The 14,975-nt window shown below is 56.9% G+C and carries 16 protein-coding genes; 5 read left to right on the top strand and 11 right to left on the bottom strand.

What is annotated here, in order from left to right; all coding sequences use genetic code 11:
- Positions 1-87: 87 nt before the first annotated feature.
- The 9 genes from H8711_RS03500 to H8711_RS03540 all read right to left on the bottom strand — a co-directional run bounded on the left by H8711_RS03500 (position 88) and on the right by H8711_RS03540 (position 7,458).
- Positions 88-942, bottom strand: a complete 855-nt coding sequence (locus H8711_RS03500; RefSeq protein ID WP_249282151.1) for a DMT family transporter — start codon at positions 940-942, stop codon at positions 88-90.
- A 26-nt stretch (positions 943-968) separates the two neighbouring features.
- On the bottom strand, positions 969-2,360 hold the full coding sequence (locus H8711_RS03505) for an MATE family efflux transporter (RefSeq protein WP_249282152.1): 1,392 nt from the start codon (positions 2,358-2,360) through the stop codon (positions 969-971).
- Positions 2,361-2,518: 158 nt separating this feature from the next.
- The gene (locus H8711_RS03510; protein ID WP_249282153.1) at positions 2,519-2,758 is read right to left on the bottom strand and encodes a hypothetical protein; all 240 of its coding nucleotides are present in this window, start codon (positions 2,756-2,758) and stop codon (positions 2,519-2,521) included.
- Positions 2,759-2,882: 124 nt separating this feature from the next.
- Positions 2,883-3,134 carry an HPr family phosphocarrier protein gene (locus H8711_RS03515; RefSeq protein WP_249282154.1) on the bottom strand — a complete coding sequence of 84 codons (252 nt, stop codon included), beginning with the start codon at positions 3,132-3,134 and terminating at the stop codon, positions 2,883-2,885.
- Between the two features lie 69 nt (positions 3,135-3,203).
- Positions 3,204-3,395 (bottom strand): ferredoxin, encoded by a 192-nt coding sequence (locus tag H8711_RS03520; protein WP_249282155.1) that lies wholly within the window; start codon positions 3,393-3,395, stop codon positions 3,204-3,206.
- Positions 3,396-3,473: 78 nt separating this feature from the next.
- Complete coding sequence (gene hydF / locus H8711_RS03525; RefSeq protein ID WP_249282156.1) at positions 3,474-4,670, bottom strand: [FeFe] hydrogenase H-cluster maturation GTPase HydF; 1,197 nt, start codon at positions 4,668-4,670, stop codon at positions 3,474-3,476.
- Positions 4,671-4,784: 114 nt separating this feature from the next.
- Entirely contained in the window at positions 4,785-6,203 is a 1,419-nt protein-coding gene (gene hydG / locus H8711_RS03530) for a [FeFe] hydrogenase H-cluster radical SAM maturase HydG (RefSeq protein ID WP_249282157.1), read from the bottom strand.
- 33 nt (positions 6,204-6,236) lie between these two features.
- Positions 6,237-7,205 carry a [FeFe] hydrogenase H-cluster radical SAM maturase HydE gene (hydE, locus tag H8711_RS03535; RefSeq protein WP_249282158.1) on the bottom strand — a complete coding sequence of 323 codons (969 nt, stop codon included), beginning with the start codon at positions 7,203-7,205 and terminating at the stop codon, positions 6,237-6,239.
- Positions 7,195-7,458: a TM1266 family iron-only hydrogenase system putative regulator gene (locus H8711_RS03540; protein ID WP_249282159.1), complete on the bottom strand. Its 264-nt coding sequence runs from the start codon at positions 7,456-7,458 to the stop codon at positions 7,195-7,197. Before H8711_RS03540 ends, hydE begins: the two co-directional genes overlap by 11 nt.
- Positions 7,459-7,971: 513 nt before the next feature.
- Between H8711_RS03540 and H8711_RS03545 the strand changes: the two genes are divergently transcribed.
- The 3 genes from H8711_RS03545 to H8711_RS03555 are packed head-to-tail and all read left to right on the top strand — an operon-like array spanning position 7,972 to position 9,859.
- Positions 7,972-8,343 (top strand): GntR family transcriptional regulator, encoded by a 372-nt coding sequence (locus tag H8711_RS03545; RefSeq protein ID WP_249282160.1) that lies wholly within the window; start codon positions 7,972-7,974, stop codon positions 8,341-8,343.
- Positions 8,340-9,038, top strand: coding sequence for an ABC transporter ATP-binding protein (locus H8711_RS03550; protein WP_249282161.1), 699 nt, complete (start codon positions 8,340-8,342; stop codon positions 9,036-9,038). Before H8711_RS03545 ends, H8711_RS03550 begins: the two co-directional genes overlap by 4 nt.
- Positions 9,032-9,859, top strand: coding sequence for a hypothetical protein (locus tag H8711_RS03555; protein WP_249282162.1), 828 nt, complete (start codon positions 9,032-9,034; stop codon positions 9,857-9,859). Before H8711_RS03550 ends, H8711_RS03555 begins: the two co-directional genes overlap by 7 nt.
- Positions 9,860-10,004: 145 nt before the next feature.
- Here the strand turns inward: H8711_RS03555 and H8711_RS03560 are convergent, their stop codons facing one another.
- Together H8711_RS03560 and thrS are read right to left on the bottom strand one after the other, a co-directional pair.
- Complete coding sequence (locus H8711_RS03560) at positions 10,005-11,132, bottom strand: DegT/DnrJ/EryC1/StrS family aminotransferase (RefSeq protein WP_249282163.1); 1,128 nt, start codon at positions 11,130-11,132, stop codon at positions 10,005-10,007.
- 148 nt (positions 11,133-11,280) lie between these two features.
- The gene (gene thrS, locus H8711_RS03565; protein ID WP_249282164.1) at positions 11,281-13,023 is read right to left on the bottom strand and encodes a threonine--tRNA ligase; all 1,743 of its coding nucleotides are present in this window, start codon (positions 13,021-13,023) and stop codon (positions 11,281-11,283) included.
- A 277-nt stretch (positions 13,024-13,300) separates the two neighbouring features.
- Here thrS and H8711_RS03570 point away from each other — a divergent pair, with 277 nt between their 5' ends.
- Positions 13,301-14,470 (top strand): transglutaminase domain-containing protein, encoded by a 1,170-nt coding sequence (locus H8711_RS03570; protein WP_249282165.1) that lies wholly within the window; start codon positions 13,301-13,303, stop codon positions 14,468-14,470.
- Positions 14,471-14,657: 187 nt separating this feature from the next.
- Positions 14,658-14,894, top strand: a complete 237-nt coding sequence (locus H8711_RS03575; RefSeq protein WP_249282166.1) for a FeoA family protein — start codon at positions 14,658-14,660, stop codon at positions 14,892-14,894.
- Positions 14,895-14,975: the final 81 nt, after the last annotated feature.

Raw genomic sequence — 14,975 nt, forward strand, 5'->3', positions numbered from 1 at the left:
CCCAATTCTTTGAATAGGTTGTCAAACTTTGTGGAATGATCCTCTCTCTTTTCAGTATACCCGAAGCAGCAACAATCAAACCAGGTTTTAAGAGGCGGCCTGCCGGTCGTTCCACACACACCAGGCGGTGATGGCGCAGATGACTACCACTCCGCCGACGAGTGCGAACGGGCCGGGCGCTTCCCCATCAAACAGGAATACCCACACAGGGTTGAGCAGCGGCTCCACCGCGCCCAGCAGGGAACAGGCGAGGGGTGGGCAATCCTTCACTGCGAGCCCGTACAGCACATAGGGGATACCCAACTGCACAATGCCGAGGGCCAGGATGCTGAGCACCGCAGGAGGATCGACCGGAGTGGGGAACACCAGTGCCATGGGCACGCCCACCAGCGCGGTGATGAGGTGCCCGATGAAGATACCCGTCATCCGCGCGTTTTCATCCGCCCGGCCGGTGAGCAAATACATCACACCCATAGAGAATCCGGCCCCAATAGCCACAAAGTTGCCCAATAGCGAACCGGGTGTGAACTGATCGAAGAAAAACAGGGCAATTCCTGCGAGTGTGACCAGGACCACCGCCAGGTCGGCGCGCCGCAGCCGCTGATGATACAGCAGGGTGGAGAGCAGAAGGATGAACACCGGCGCGGTGAATTGCAGTACAATGGCATTGGCCGAGGTGGTCAACTTGTTGGCGGAGACAAAGGCCAAAAAAGTGAGCGCCAGAAATATTCCGGAGAGCAGGGAATCCTGGTTGAACACAAAGCGCACACGCGCCACAAGCATATAAACGGCGAGCACTCCCGCGGCGATCAGGCTGCGAAAGCCCGCGATTACCAGAGCATTCCAGGGCAATTGTTTGATAAAAATGCCCGCGATGCTCCAAAGTCCAGCGCAGAGCAGCATCATGGCGATGGCGCGCTTCTGCGCCTTGGTGGATGTCATTGAAGGAACCCTCCCTTATAATTTTGTCAGGACAACTCAGGCGAGCCGCGCTCAGGCACCTGCGGCTGTGCAAATAGGCGGCGGGAATAGATGGCAAAGGTCAGAACAGTGGTGGTTACGGCGAGAACGTCCGCGACCGGTTCAGCGATAAAGATGCCCTTCCATCCCAGAAAATGGGGCAGGATAATCGCCAACGGGATGAGAAGGATGATTTTGCGCAGCAGCGCGAGGAACATCGAAATTTTAGCCTGGCCGAGCGCGACAAACGTCTGCTGACATGCGCACTGGGCGCCCATCAGCAGAGTGCCGGCCATGAAGATGCGCATCCCATATACGCCGAGCTCCAGCAGCGCGGGGTCATCCGAAAACAGTGCGACAAACGCCTGTGGGATAAACATAGAAATGGCCCACAATGTGCAAGAAAAGGCGAGCGCGCTGATCAACAGGATGCGGAATGCCTGTTTCACCCGGTCAATTTTACCCGCGCCGTAGTTGTAGCTGATGATCGGCTGAGCGCCCTGCGTCAGACCTGTCAAGGGCATCATAACAAACTGCATGGTGCTGATGAGAATGGACATCGCGCCCACCAGTTGGTCGGCCTGCGCGCCGCCGTAGGTTTTAAGACCTGAATTGAGGGTGATCTGTACCAGACTCTCGGTCGACTGCATAACGAACGGGGACACGCCGAGCGCCAGCACGGGCAGGATGATACGCGCCTCCAAGTGGAAGTACTTTGGATTGATTTTTAGGGTGCTTTTTTTGCTGAAAAGGAAGAAGAGTACCCAGGCAGCGGAAATAAACTGCGACAGGATGGTGGCCAATGCTGCGCCGCGTACTCCCATACCGAACCCAAAGATGAAGATTGGATCGAGCACGATGTTGATGATCGCGCCGATTAACACGGTAAACATGCTGGTTTTGGCGAACCCTTGCGCAGAGATGAACTGGTTGAGCCCCAAGGAAATCTGTACAAACAGGGTACCCATCAGATAGATTGAGAAATAATCGTTGGCGAAGGGCAGGGTGTTTTCCGTTGCACCGAAGGCCACAAGCATCGGTTCCTTGCCAAGATAAAAGATCAGCGTGAGTGCAACCGAGATGCCGATTAAAACCAGGAATGAATTGTTTAAAATCTTTTTGGCGTCCTCCAGGTTGCCTTCGCCCATCTTAATCGAGGCGCGGGGTGCACCGCCCATGCCGACCAATGAGGCAAACGCGGAGATAATCATGATGAGCGGAAAGGCGACCCCAAGCGCTGCGAGAGCCAGGGAGCCGTTTTCCGGCATCCGCCCTATGTACATGCGATCTACAATATTATAGAGGGCGTTGATCAGCTGCGCAGTGATCGCTGGAACCGCCAGCCGGAACAACAGCCGTCCGACCGGTTCTACCCCCAGTTTGTTTTGGCTTTCTTCCATAGTAAAATCCCCTTTTTCGGCTTGCCCGCTGCACCTTATCCAGCGCCAATCAAGCGATCTTTAGAACTTTACTATACTACCACATTGGACTGACAAATGCAACGGAGTCCCTTCGGGAAACGAAAAAGGAGGAGCATCGCTCCCCCTTTAGTTCCGATTTATAGATGCCATTGTGTGATGTTTCCGTAAAGATTTTGTTCCCCTTGAAATGTATTCTCCTTGAGGCTGGAGTGCCCCATCGTCTGTCTGTCGTCGAATACAGGGGTGGGCTGTACCTCGGGCTCATAGGCCACCAGCACCACACTTTTTCCGGTGTCGCGCTTGATTTGGCGTTGTAACCGGTCCAATTCTCCCACTACGCGGGGCGGCAGGTCGGCGATACGGAGATCGTTATCCATTGCAATCACCTCATAGATAGCCTATCTCGGTTTCGCACGTTTATGTGTCGATACTGCCGGTGTTTTTTTCCTGATGCGCGGACAAAACAGCCGCACCGCCCCGGAGGAGACGCGGCCTGTGGGTTTACTGATAAAGTACGCGAACAAGGTCGGGCAGATCAGTGTGCCCGTCGGAGGTGCTCAGGCGGATTTGATCCCCTTTTTCAATACCGAGGGAGAGAATGGGCAGCAGGTGGGTTCCCCGGCAGCTTTTGTGGCTGGAGAGCTTTTCGATAAAAACCTCTCCGCCAGATTCTTGAATGGCATAGTGCAGATCGCGGGCACGACTGTTGTAAATGTCGCAGGGAGCTTCCAAAACAATCGATTTTTGTTTCATATACATATCCTCCCTAGCGTCCCCCTGTGGGGCGGCAATTATGCCGGTGCGCGGGAGAAAACGGGGTGTTCAATCCTCCGCAGTGATAACGGAAACCGGGCAGCTATCCTGAGCGGTGACGACTCCCTCTTCGGCCTCCTCAGGGACAGGGTTTTGGTGCACGTCAGCGAGCCCATCGTCGGCCATGTGAAACACCTCGGGGCAGATTTCGACACACATTCCGCAGGCGATGCAGCCGTCGCGGTTAATTTTAGCAGTCATGACAACAACTCCTTTCCCACAAAGTATTGCCGGGGAAAAGGGCGGCCATTCCAAAAAATTTTAAAAAATGAACCAAAATCAAGGCAGGACAATTTGGTCGAGAATTCCAGTGAGCTTTGCGAGCGCCACGCCATAGTTGGTCATGGGAACTCCTTGCGCCTGCGCCTGCCGGATGCGCGATAGGACGTAACGGCGGTTGAACATGCAGCCGCCGCAGTGGATCACCAGGTCATAGGGGGTGAGGTCAACCGGGAAATCGACGCCAGCGCAGATGTCCACCCGCAGGGATTCGCCGAAGCGCTTGCGCAGCGCACGGGGGATCTTCACCCGGCCGATATCCTCTTGGAGAGGCGCGTGGGTGCAGGCTTCGGCGATCAACACGCGCGACTGCGCGGTGAGCTGGTCGATTGCGGCGGCGCCCTCCACGTAGGCGCGGATATCCCCTTTGTAGGCGGCGAACAATACCGAAAAGGAAGTGAGCGGCGTTTCGTCGGGTTTGACGCGATGAACCATCTCGAAGCATTGGGAATCGGTGATGATGAGAGCGGGAGGCGCTTTCAACGCACGCAGGGCAGGTTCCAACCGGTCTGCGGTCACGCTGACGACGGTACAGCGGCGGTCGAGCAGGTCGCGGATGGTCTGCACCTGCGGCAGGATCAGCCTGCCCTTGGGCGCCTGGATATCCTGCGGCATGACGAGCAGAACGATGTCTCCCTCGCGCACCAGACTCTGGGTGATGCTGGCTGCCTCGAAGCCCTCGGGCACGGCTCGGGCGATCGCTTCGCGCAGCGCGGGGATGCCCTCGCGCGTCTTGGCGCTCACAACGATGGGGGAGAGGGAGAACTCCTTCTGCACGGCCTCGCACAGTGCGATGACGTTTGGGATGCGATCCGCCTGGCTGATCACCCCGACAACCGGGACGTTTTGTTCCCGCAACTCCCGCAGCCACCCGGCCTCCTGAGAAAAATCTCCGTCCGGAGAAAACACCATCAGGGCGAGATCGGCCTTGCGCAGCGTCTCCTGGGTGCGCTGCACGCGCAGCGCGCCCAATTCTCCCTCGTCGTCGAATCCGGCGGTATCGATGAACATCACCGGCCCGATGGGATGCAGCTCCATCGCCTTGTAGACAGGGTCGGTGGTGGTGCCGGCGTAATCTGAGACCAGGGCGGTCTCCTGGCCGGTGAGGGCGTTGATCAGCGATGATTTGCCGCTGTTGCGCCGCCCATAGATGCCGATGTGCAGGCGGTTGGCGCTGGGGGTATTGGTGAGGCTCATCGAAACAGCTCCTTTTTTGGAATAACAGGGATATCGCAAAAATGGGGAATGTTTTTAGCAAACATTGCAGAAAGAGAAAGCGCCCAACCCCAAATTTCCGGCGGGCGCTGCCCGCTAGAAGCGAAAATCGCGCATCCCTTCCTCCATCTCGTGGATGTGACGGCGGGCGATCTCTTTGACCTTGGGGTTGGTGATCCGCTCCAGCTCGCGGTCGATCACGGCCAGCCCCTTGCGGCGGGTGTCCTCGCTGGCGTAGTCCTCGAGGTATTCCTTGAGGGTCATCAGCGCGTTGGGGTGGCAGCAGTTGACGATCTGTCCGCTCTTGCACAGGCTCATGAAGCGGTCGCCGGTGCGCCCTTCGCGGTAGCAGGCGGTGCAGAAGCTGGGGATGTAGCCGAGGGTCAACAGCCAGTTCACCACGTCGTCGAGGGTGCGGGTGTCGCTCACCTCGAACTGCGCGGAGTTTTCCTCCTCCGGCTCCGGTTCTACATAACCGCCCACGCTGGTGCGGCTGCCGCCGCTGATCTGTGACACGCCCAGGTGCAGCACCTTTTCACGGGTCTGCTGGGTTTCGCGGGTGGAAATGATGATGCCGGTGTAGGGCACTGCGATGCGCAGCACGGCGACGATCTTGGCGAAGATTTCATCCGAGATGCCGTTGTCAAACTCGTCGGGGTCGATGTCGTCGGCCGGGCGCACGCGGGGCACGCTGATGGTGTGGGGGCCTACGCCGTGAACCGCCTCCAGGTGTTCGGCGTGCATCAACAGGCCGACAAAGTCGTATTTATAGAGGTTCAGGCCGAACAGCACGCCGCAGCCCACATCGTCGATGCCGCCCTCCATCGCGCGGTCCATCGCCTCGGTGTGGTAGGCGTAGTTGTGCTTGGGCCCGGTGGGGTGCAGATATTCATAGGTGGGTTTGTGGTAGGTCTCCTGGAACAGGATGTAAGTACCGATGCCCGCCTCCTTGAGCTTGCGGTAGTTTTCCACCGTGGTGGCCGCGATATTGACGTTTACGCGGCGGATCGCGCCGTTTTTATGTTTGATCCCGTAGATGGTCTTGATGCTTTCCAGCACATATTCGATGGGGCAGCGCACCGGGTCCTCGCCGGTTTCCAGCGCCAGGCGCTTGTGACCCATGTCCTGTAGGGCAATGACCTCCTTGACGATCTCCTCCTGAGAGAGCTGCTTGCGGGCGATATGCTTGTTTTGCCCGTGATAAGGGCAATAACGGCATCCGTTGACGCAGTAGTTGGAGAGGTAGAGGGGGGCAAACATCACGATGCGGTTGCCGTAAAACTTCTGTTTGATCTCCTCCGCCAGGTGGTACATCCGTTCCACCAGGTCGGGTTCGTCGCACTCCAGCAGCACCGCCGCCTCGCGGTGAGAAAGGCCCTTGCAGTCCGCCGCGCGGTTCAGCAGCGTTTCCACCAATGCGCGGTCGTTTTTGTGCGCCTGCGCATAGGCGAGAGTATCCTGAATTTCTTCGTCGCTGATAAATTCGGTCGCCACCATCGATTTCTTGTCGTACAATTGAATCCATCCCTTTCTAAAATAGGCGTTTCGTCAAACCGGAATGCGCCCTAATTTTCTGATCTGCCGCTCCAGCTCCCGGCGCTGGGCCGCGATATCGGTCCGGTCGAGATGAGCGGGATAAATTTCATAATACTGTTTATACGGGTCTGGGGTCACCTTGCGCATCACCACATTGGCCCCGCAGGAAAAGACGTCGTTTTTTTCCGCGCCGTCGATCACCCCGAGCGAGGTGGTCGCGGGCAGGTTGGCCTTGGGCAACAAGATCCTGGCGAGCGCCACCGCCCGCTTGGTGAGCTCGGTGCTGCCCTGCGCGCAGCCGCGCAAAGGGGTGTCCGGGTGGGGGATGAACGGGCCGATCCCCACCATGTCGCATCCCAGCTCACGCAGCAACAGCAGATCCTGTGCGACGGTGTCGAGCGTCTGCCCGGGCAGACCGATCATAAAACCGCTGCCGGTTTCGTATCCCAGCCGTTTGATGCTGCGCAGACAGGCCACCCGATGCGCGAGGGTGCCGCAGGGGTGCAGCCGGTCGTAGAGCGCCGGGTCGGCCGTCTCGTGCTTGAGCAGATAGCGGTCCGCGCCGCACGCGCGCAGGTGGGCAAGCGCCGCGTCGTCGAGCTCGCCGCAGCTCACCGTCACCGCCATACCGGTGGTTTTGATCTCGCGGATCAGCTCGCCGAGCAGCTCAGGTGTGAAATAGGCGTCCTCGCCAGACTGCATAACGAGCGTCTGGTAGCCCGCTTGTGCAGCCTCGCGCGCGGTGTGGAGGATTTCCTCCGGGCGCATCCGGTAACGGTGGGCGCTGCGGTTGTCGCAGTTGAGCCCGCAGTAGCGGCAGCGACGCTTGCAGTAATTGGAAAATTCCAGAATGGCCCGAATCTGCACCTCATCTCCGACCGTCTCACGGCGGATGCGGTCAGCCTCAGCGTAGATGGGACCGAAATCGGGCAGAGCGAGGAGCCCAGCAAGCTCCTTGGCGGAATCAATTTTAACTGCCATGCGATCCCCCCGCCTTGGAATACATCGTCTTGGCCGCCACGCCGGGGAGCATCCCCAGCTTGCCGGACAGCGAACTGATCACGTCTGCCGGTGCGTCCACAATGATACTGATGATACTGATGCCGCGCTCCCGGTAGGGGACGCCCATGCGCCCCACGATATAATTGCTGAATTCATGCAGGAGGGCGTTGAGCCGCTCGGTGGAGGAGGGCTCCTCCACAATGATGCCGATCAAAGCGATTCTCGTCACCAAAATCGACCTTCCTTTCCGCAGTTCTAAACAAAAAAACGCCTCCGGGCAGGCATAGCTGCACAGAGGCGCTTGAAACAAACACCATAGCTGCCCCTTGCGCTAAAAACGCAACGGGAACACCTGATCTGCCGCCGCCTTTCCGCTTGGGACGAACCCTTGCCGGTCAGAACCGCTGAATTGTAAAATAATCCCTCACACTTGGACAAATCCTCGCGTTTGGAACTGAACCGACCGGACGACCGATCGGTATTTTCCTTATTATATCACGGCCTTTTCCGATGTGCAACCAAAAGTCGGAAAAAGCGGCGCGGATTTTCCGTTTTTTGTCGGGCGATCTTTGATTGACAAAATCATATGAAGATAGTAGATTGGAATGGCCCTGGGATGGAGACAGCCCAGATGGCCGAATTTTTATAGATTACTCCGCAATTTATAAAAATTTGCTTGACAAAAGAATAGATACAGAGTACTATTGTATCAAATTAATAATACAATAGTACAGGAGGCGAAGCGATGAATTGGGATTTGAAATCCGATCGCCCTATCTATGCACAGTTGATCGAGCAAATGGAGCTTCGCATCGTGGCAGGAATCTACCAGGCTGGGGAGCGCCTTCCGGCGGTGCGCGACATGGCGGCGCAGGCCGAGGTGAACCCGAACACCATGCAGAAAGCGCTGGCGGAGCTCGAGAGGCGGGGGCTGGTGTACACCCAGCGCACCAGCGGCAGATTTATTACGGAGGACAGAGAGATGATTCGGAAACTGCGGGATTTATTGGCTAAGACACAGGTGGAGGAGTTTCTGGAAAAGATGCGCAGCCTGGGTTTTAGCGGGCAGGAGATCCGGCAGATGATGGAACAAGTATTGGAGGGAACAGAGAAATGACGCCAATTTTGGAGTGCAGAGCGCTGGCCAAGGTTTACAGCGGCAGACGGGCCCTGGCCGGCATCAACCTCACCGTCAATCGCGGCCGGATTGTGGGGCTGCTCGGGCCGAACGGCAGCGGAAAAACCACGATGATCAAGCTGGCGAGCGGGCTGCTCACGCCCACCTCAGGTGAAATCCTGATCGACGGCAAGCGGCCCGGCGTGCAGACCAAGCGGCAGGTCAGCTATCTCCCCGAGCGCACCTATCTGGAAAATTGGATGACCGTGGATGAAATGCTGCATTTTTTCAGCGATTTTTATGACAACTTTAACCTGCCAAAGGCGGCGGAAATGCTCCAGAGGCTGGGGATTCAGCCAGGGGACCGGCTCAAGACGATGTCCAAGGGCACCAAGGAGAAGGTGCAGCTGATCCTGGTGATGAGCCGCGAGGCCGACCTGTACCTGCTGGACGAGCCGATTGGTGGCGTGGATCCCGCCGCGCGCGACTACATCCTGCACACGATTATCAGTAACTACAATGAAAATGCGACGGTGCTCATCTCGACCCACCTGATTTCGGATGTCGAGCCCGTGTTGGACGACGTTATTTTCATCAATCAGGGGTACATTGCGCTGACCGAGTCGGTGGATGACATCCGCGAACAACAGGGTAAGTCGGTGGATGCGCTGTTCAGGGAGGTATTTCGATGCTAGGAAAATTGATGAAATACGAATTTAAGGCGACTTCCCGCATTTTCCTGCCATTTTTCGGTGCCCTGCTGGTGATGTCGGGGATCACCCGGCTGTTCTGGAGCCTGTTCCAGACCGAGGAGTTGGATGAAATGATCACCCAACTGGTGATGATACCGAAAATATTGTCCGTCACCCTGTATATCATGGTGATTGTTGCGATCTTTGTCGTCACCTACATCGTCATGATCCAGCGGTTTTATAAAAATCTGCTGGGCGACCAGGGCTACCTGATGTTCACCCTGCCGGTGGAGCCCTGGATGAATATTGTGAATAAGCTGCTGGTGTCGCTGATCTGGATTCTGGCGAGCATGGTCGTGATGATGCTTTCCGGCCTGATTTTGGCGGTCGGCACCGAGCTTTGGAACGAGATGGTTGCGGAGTTCCCGCGAATTTTCCGCGAGATTGTAGATTTGTTCGAGCGGGAATTCCACATGAGCATCGTCTGGCTGGTGGTGGAATGGGTCGCCGCTGTGATCATCGGTATTATTCACGGCATCCTGCAAATCTATGCCGCAATCGCGATCGGCCATCTGTGCGGCCGCTACAAAATTCTCGCGTCAGTCGGCGCCTACCTTGGAATTTCCATCGTGGTACAGACGATCGGCGGAATCTTTTCCGTAGTTGTGATGATCCCGTTCATCAATGCTGCGAACAGTCCGCAGATGCTTTCGAGCTACTGGAACCTGAGTATGCTCTCAGGCATCGCCATTTCGCTGCTCACCGCAGCGGGCTGTTATATTGCAACCCACATCATCCTCACGCGCAAACTAAATTTAGAGTAAATCGGCATCCGCCGGTTCTCAATAAAAAAACAATAACCCTAAACGTCAAAATGCCTCTCACAGAACAAGAAACCGAAGCAACCATTCGGGTTTCCATCTGCCGGGAGGCATTCTGGCGTTTTTATTTTGTTACACCGCCGTTCGCTTAGGTCAGTGGCAGATTCAAAAGCGCAGCCGATTGCCGGCGCAGCCGTTCCACCATGTCCGGGCCGCTCCGACTGTCCACCAGGATAGCCACATAGCGCTCCTTGTGTTTGGAGGCGTTTGGGAACAACGATCCGTCTGGGACAGAGCGGTAGCGGAGCCCCTGCTGCGCGCAATACTCGCTGAGCAGCATCGGAAAGGCCTGACGCATCAGCACGCCGCCGCTGTTGATACGGCTGATAAACTGCCGGGGGTCCTCCACTGCATCCGGGAGCTGCAAGATCAAGCGGTGGCAGGCGTTTGGGGTTTCGTTGAAACCGGGGATCGGCTTGTAGCCAAGCGGCTGAAGGGCGCGCAAAATCACTTGAGCGCGTCCCATCCGTTTGGAATATCGGTCCTCATAGCTGTCCAGCAGCGTGAGGATCAGGAGCGCCTGAAGCTCAGAAATGGTACAATTCAGCCCGAACTGTTGGAAGAATGGAGTTTGGCTGGAACCATGCCGGATGAAATTAGCAGCAGCGACGGAAAGCTCAGCGTCGTTCGTGAGCAGCGCACCGCCTCCACCGGCGTTGATGATGCCGCCTTTACCGAAGGAGAGAACCACAGCGTCGGCACAAGAGGCCAGGTCGTGGTGAGATTTGACATAAGGCAGGTAGGCCTGGCGCGCATCGATGACGACGCGCAAGCCGCTGTGTTCTGCGCGCAGCGCGCGGAAAGCAGCCGGATCGCCGGGAAAGCCGAACCGCTGCATCATCAGGATGGCGCGTGTGCGCGGGGTGATCCATGGCGCGACAGCCTCCGCGCTGAGCACCAGGTCATCCCCCACATCACAAAATACAGGGGTAGCTCCGGCGGCTACGATCGCGTTGACCATGGCCGGATAGCCGTTGACCGGGCAGATCACCTCATCCTGCGGTTCTGTGATGTGCAGGACGCGGAGTGCAGCCAACAGCGCGGCGGTGCCAGAAGCAACTGGAAGGGCATGGGCTGTGTGGTACTGCTCCTGTAAAGTCCAGCTCAGTTGACAGATGGACATCGTTCGCGGCGTATCTTCCTCGCAGGCGCGGAAAATATCGGCGATTTCTTGCTTGACTTGGGGCGATAAGAGGTCATGAGGTTCCATTGGCATCGAAAGCATCTCCTCAGTGGTGGGATGAAATAGAGTTATGTCGATGAATGATTCTACGATGTCAAAATATGTCGGAAGTAAAATTTCAAAAAACGGCCCAGAGCCAATCTGTTTAGCCGGGCCGTTTTGAGCACAATGTGAGCTGTCCTTAAAATTCCTCCGTCAGTTCAAGCGCGCGGTCGGTGTTCAACCCCTTGCAGACCTCAACAAACTGTTCCAGAGTCAGGTTGTTGATCTGTTTGCCGGAGCGCACGCGCAGGGAAACGGTATTGTTCTTCATTTCTTCCTCGCCCACGATCAGGATATAGGGCAGAAATTCGTGCCGGAAATCCTTGATTTTGGTGCCCATCGGGATGTCGTCCAGCCGAATTTCGGTACGGATGCCATTGGCGCGCAGGGTATCCCGAATCTTCAGGGCATAATCGTTGTGGTTTTCGCGGATCGGTACGATGCCGACCTGCACGGGGGACAGCCAGAAGGGGAATACGCCCGAGAAATGCTCTGTGATTACGCCGATGAAGCGCTCGATAGAGCCGAATACCACGCGGTGGATCATCACCGGGCGGTGCTTTTTGCCATCCGGACCCACGTATTCGAGCTCGAAGCGCTCCGGAAGCTGTAAGTCGAGCTGGATGGTGCCGCACTGCCAGGTGCGGCCGAGGCAATCCGCAAGGTGGAAGTCCAGCTTGGGGCCGTAGAACGCGCCGTCGCCTTCGTTGACCTCATAGCTCTTGCCCATCTCGGTCACAGCATCTCTCAGCGTGTTGGTTGCGAACTCCCAATCCTTCTCGTCGCCCATGTGATCCTCGGGCATGGTGGAAAGTTCGATCTGATAGGAGAGGCCGAACGTAGAATAGACCTCGTCGAACAGGCGCACGACGTTTTTGATCTCGTCCTTCATCTGATCCCACGTCATAAAGATATGCGCATCATCCTGCGTGAAGCAGCGCACACGGAACAGGCCGTGCAGCGCGCCGGAGAGCTCGTGGCGATGCACGAGGCCGAGCTCGCCCACGCGCAGCGGCAGGTCGCGGTAGGAATGCATTTCCGTCTGATACACCAGGATGCCGCCCGGGCAGTTCATGGGCTTGATGGCAAAGTCGGTATCGTCGATGACGGTGGTGTACATATTATTTTTGTAGTGGCCCCAGTGGCCGGAACGCTCCCACAGGCTGCGGTTGAGCATCATGGGCGTGGAGATTTCCACATAGTCATAACGCGTATGAATCTCGCGCCAATAGTCGATGAGCGTGTTTTTTAGAACCATGCCTTTGGGGAGGAAGAAGGGAAAACCGGGTCCTTCCTCCATCAATGTGAACAGGTTGAGCTGGGGACCCAGCTTGCGGTGGTCGCGTTTTTTCGCCTCCTCCAGCATGGCGATATGCGCCTTCAGCTCGGCGTTGGTGGGGAAGGCATATACATAGATGCGCTGCAGCATGGGGCGGGAGGAATCCCCCTTCCAATAGGCGCCGGTGATCGAATGAATCTTGAAAGCCCAGGAGAGCAGCTCTTGAGCGTTGTTGATGTGAGGGCCTGCACAGAGGTCTTTAAAGTCCGAACCGGTCTCGTAGATCGAGATTACCGCGTCGTCGGGCAGCTCGGAGATCAGTTCCATCTTATAAGGCTGATCCGCAAACTGCTCCATCGCTTCCTCGCGGCTCACCTCGTGGCGCACAAAGGGCTCCTTGCGGCGCAGAACCTCCTTCATTTTCGCCTCAATCGGGGCGTAGTCCTCTGCGGTGAGGTTGGCCGGAAGCTCAAAGTCGTAGTAAAGGCCGTCGTCGATCGCCGGGCCGATGGCCAGCTTTGCGGTGGGATACAGCTCCATCACCGCCTTGGCCAGGATATGGGACATGGAATGCCGCCCCATTTGCAAAGCGTTGTGATCCATGGGATGTCCTCCTCTTCACGGTAGCTGCCGGAGTTGACTCAAAAAGGAAAACTGCCTGTCCCTTTTCAGTAGGGAACCTCCGCATTGCGAAAGACACCCTGCCGGGATTGACAGCCTAAAAGCCTTTTCAGAATGGCAACCAACCAGATAAATTGATATGGAAATATTATATCACCACAATTCAGGCACCGCAACACCCTATTTGAGAAATCCGCCGCCTCTTGCCAATTACAGCGGATTATGCGAGAATAGAACCCAAGCAAAGGGGGGAGTGAAGATGCGATGGAGAGCATTTGCGGCGCTTTGGCTCGCGGGGGTGCTGCTGTCCGGATGCGCCCTGCCGCCAAAGGAGCGAACCGGCCGGTCGGAAGCGGTCTATCAGATGGAACAGGAGTTGCCCCGAGAACAGCCGCACCCCGCTCCACCGGAGCCGGAGGGGGAACCGGACGAACCGTCCATGCCCCCGCCGACGGAAGAGGACTGGAACGAGCGGCTTTTGCAGGGGATTCTCGATCATGAGGCGTCCATCCCGCTGCCGCCGGTCGATCTGTCTGATCTCGACCTGGCACTGCAAAGGCTGCTCGACGTGCATCCCGAGATTTTCTGGGTATCCAACGGTACGGTGACCACCCGGAAACGCGCCGGTGTTTTGGTGGAGCAGACCTTCACGCCGGAGTACACCTACAGCAGGGAGGAGCGCGACAACTTGCAGGCGCTCATCGACCGATCGGCGGCTGCGTGTCTGGCGGGCGTCCCGTCGGATGCAAGCGACTATGAAAAGGTAAAGCATGTCTACGAGTACATCGTCACCAACACCGAATATCGCCTGGATGCGCGTGACGGCCAGACGATTTGCAGCGTTCTGGCATATGGGGAATCGGTCTGTAACGGATACGCTAAGGCGACCCAGTATTTGCTCGGCCTGCTGGACGTACCCTGTGAACTGGTCAGCGGCGTGGTAAAGGGGGGAGAGCCGCACGCCTGGAATCTGGTGTGGATCGATGGGGAGAGCTACTATGTCGATACCACTTGGGGGGACCCCGTGCCGGAACCAGGCCAGGAGCGCAGGCTGGAAATCTCTTACGATTACCTGGGACTTACCACCGAGGATCTTTTTCTCACCCACCAGCCGGATGATGGGGCGGCGCTGCCACTCTGTACGGCCACACGATGGAACTATTATGTCGCCGAGGGGCGGATGTTGGACGGCTATGACGATGAGCGCCTGGCTGTGCTCGCCCAGATAGACCTAGATGCCGGGGCGCAGGCGACCTCGGTGAGGTTTGCAGATCAGGAGAGCTTTGAGGACGCGCTTTGGATGCTGTTTGAACAACAGGAGATATTCACGATCCTGGATGAGGTTTTCGGCGAAGCGCAGGAGGCGTGTACAGTGACCTACACCCGAAATGAGGAGCTTCACACGTTGACAATCTACTGGGAAGATTGAAAGTAGTTGAAACAACTGCACATTTTTGAGTATTCATCATATAACAGAATAGACAAAAATAATAGGATATACACCGGGTTCTTTTGAGTTGACCCGGGCCCTTTTTGTTGACAAAAGGGGGATTGCGGCATTACAATATTGTTAGACAGAGCTAACAGAAATCTGGGAACAAGAGAGGGATTGGACGATGAGCAAAAAGCAACACAGCCTGCGCGATCTGCACCCCGGGCAGAGCGGCAGGATCATTGCCATCGAGGGGACGGGCGCACTCAAGCGCCGGCTGATCGATATGGGCCTGACGCCCGGTTGCGATGTATTTGTGCGCAAGGTGGCGCCGCTCGGCGATCCCATCGAGATCAACATCCGCGGGTATGAGCTGTCCCTGCGCAAGGACGACGCGGAAAAAATTCTGCTGGAAAACTGAACGCTACCGGGGCGCGGCAAGACATAAAACGCCGCGGCTAGGAATAAACTGAAGCGGAACGACTTCAAAAGAAAAAGAGGA

This window comes from Ligaoa zhengdingensis, assembly GCF_014384885.1.
GTDB lineage: Bacteria > Bacillota > Clostridia > Oscillospirales > Ruminococcaceae > Ligaoa > Ligaoa zhengdingensis.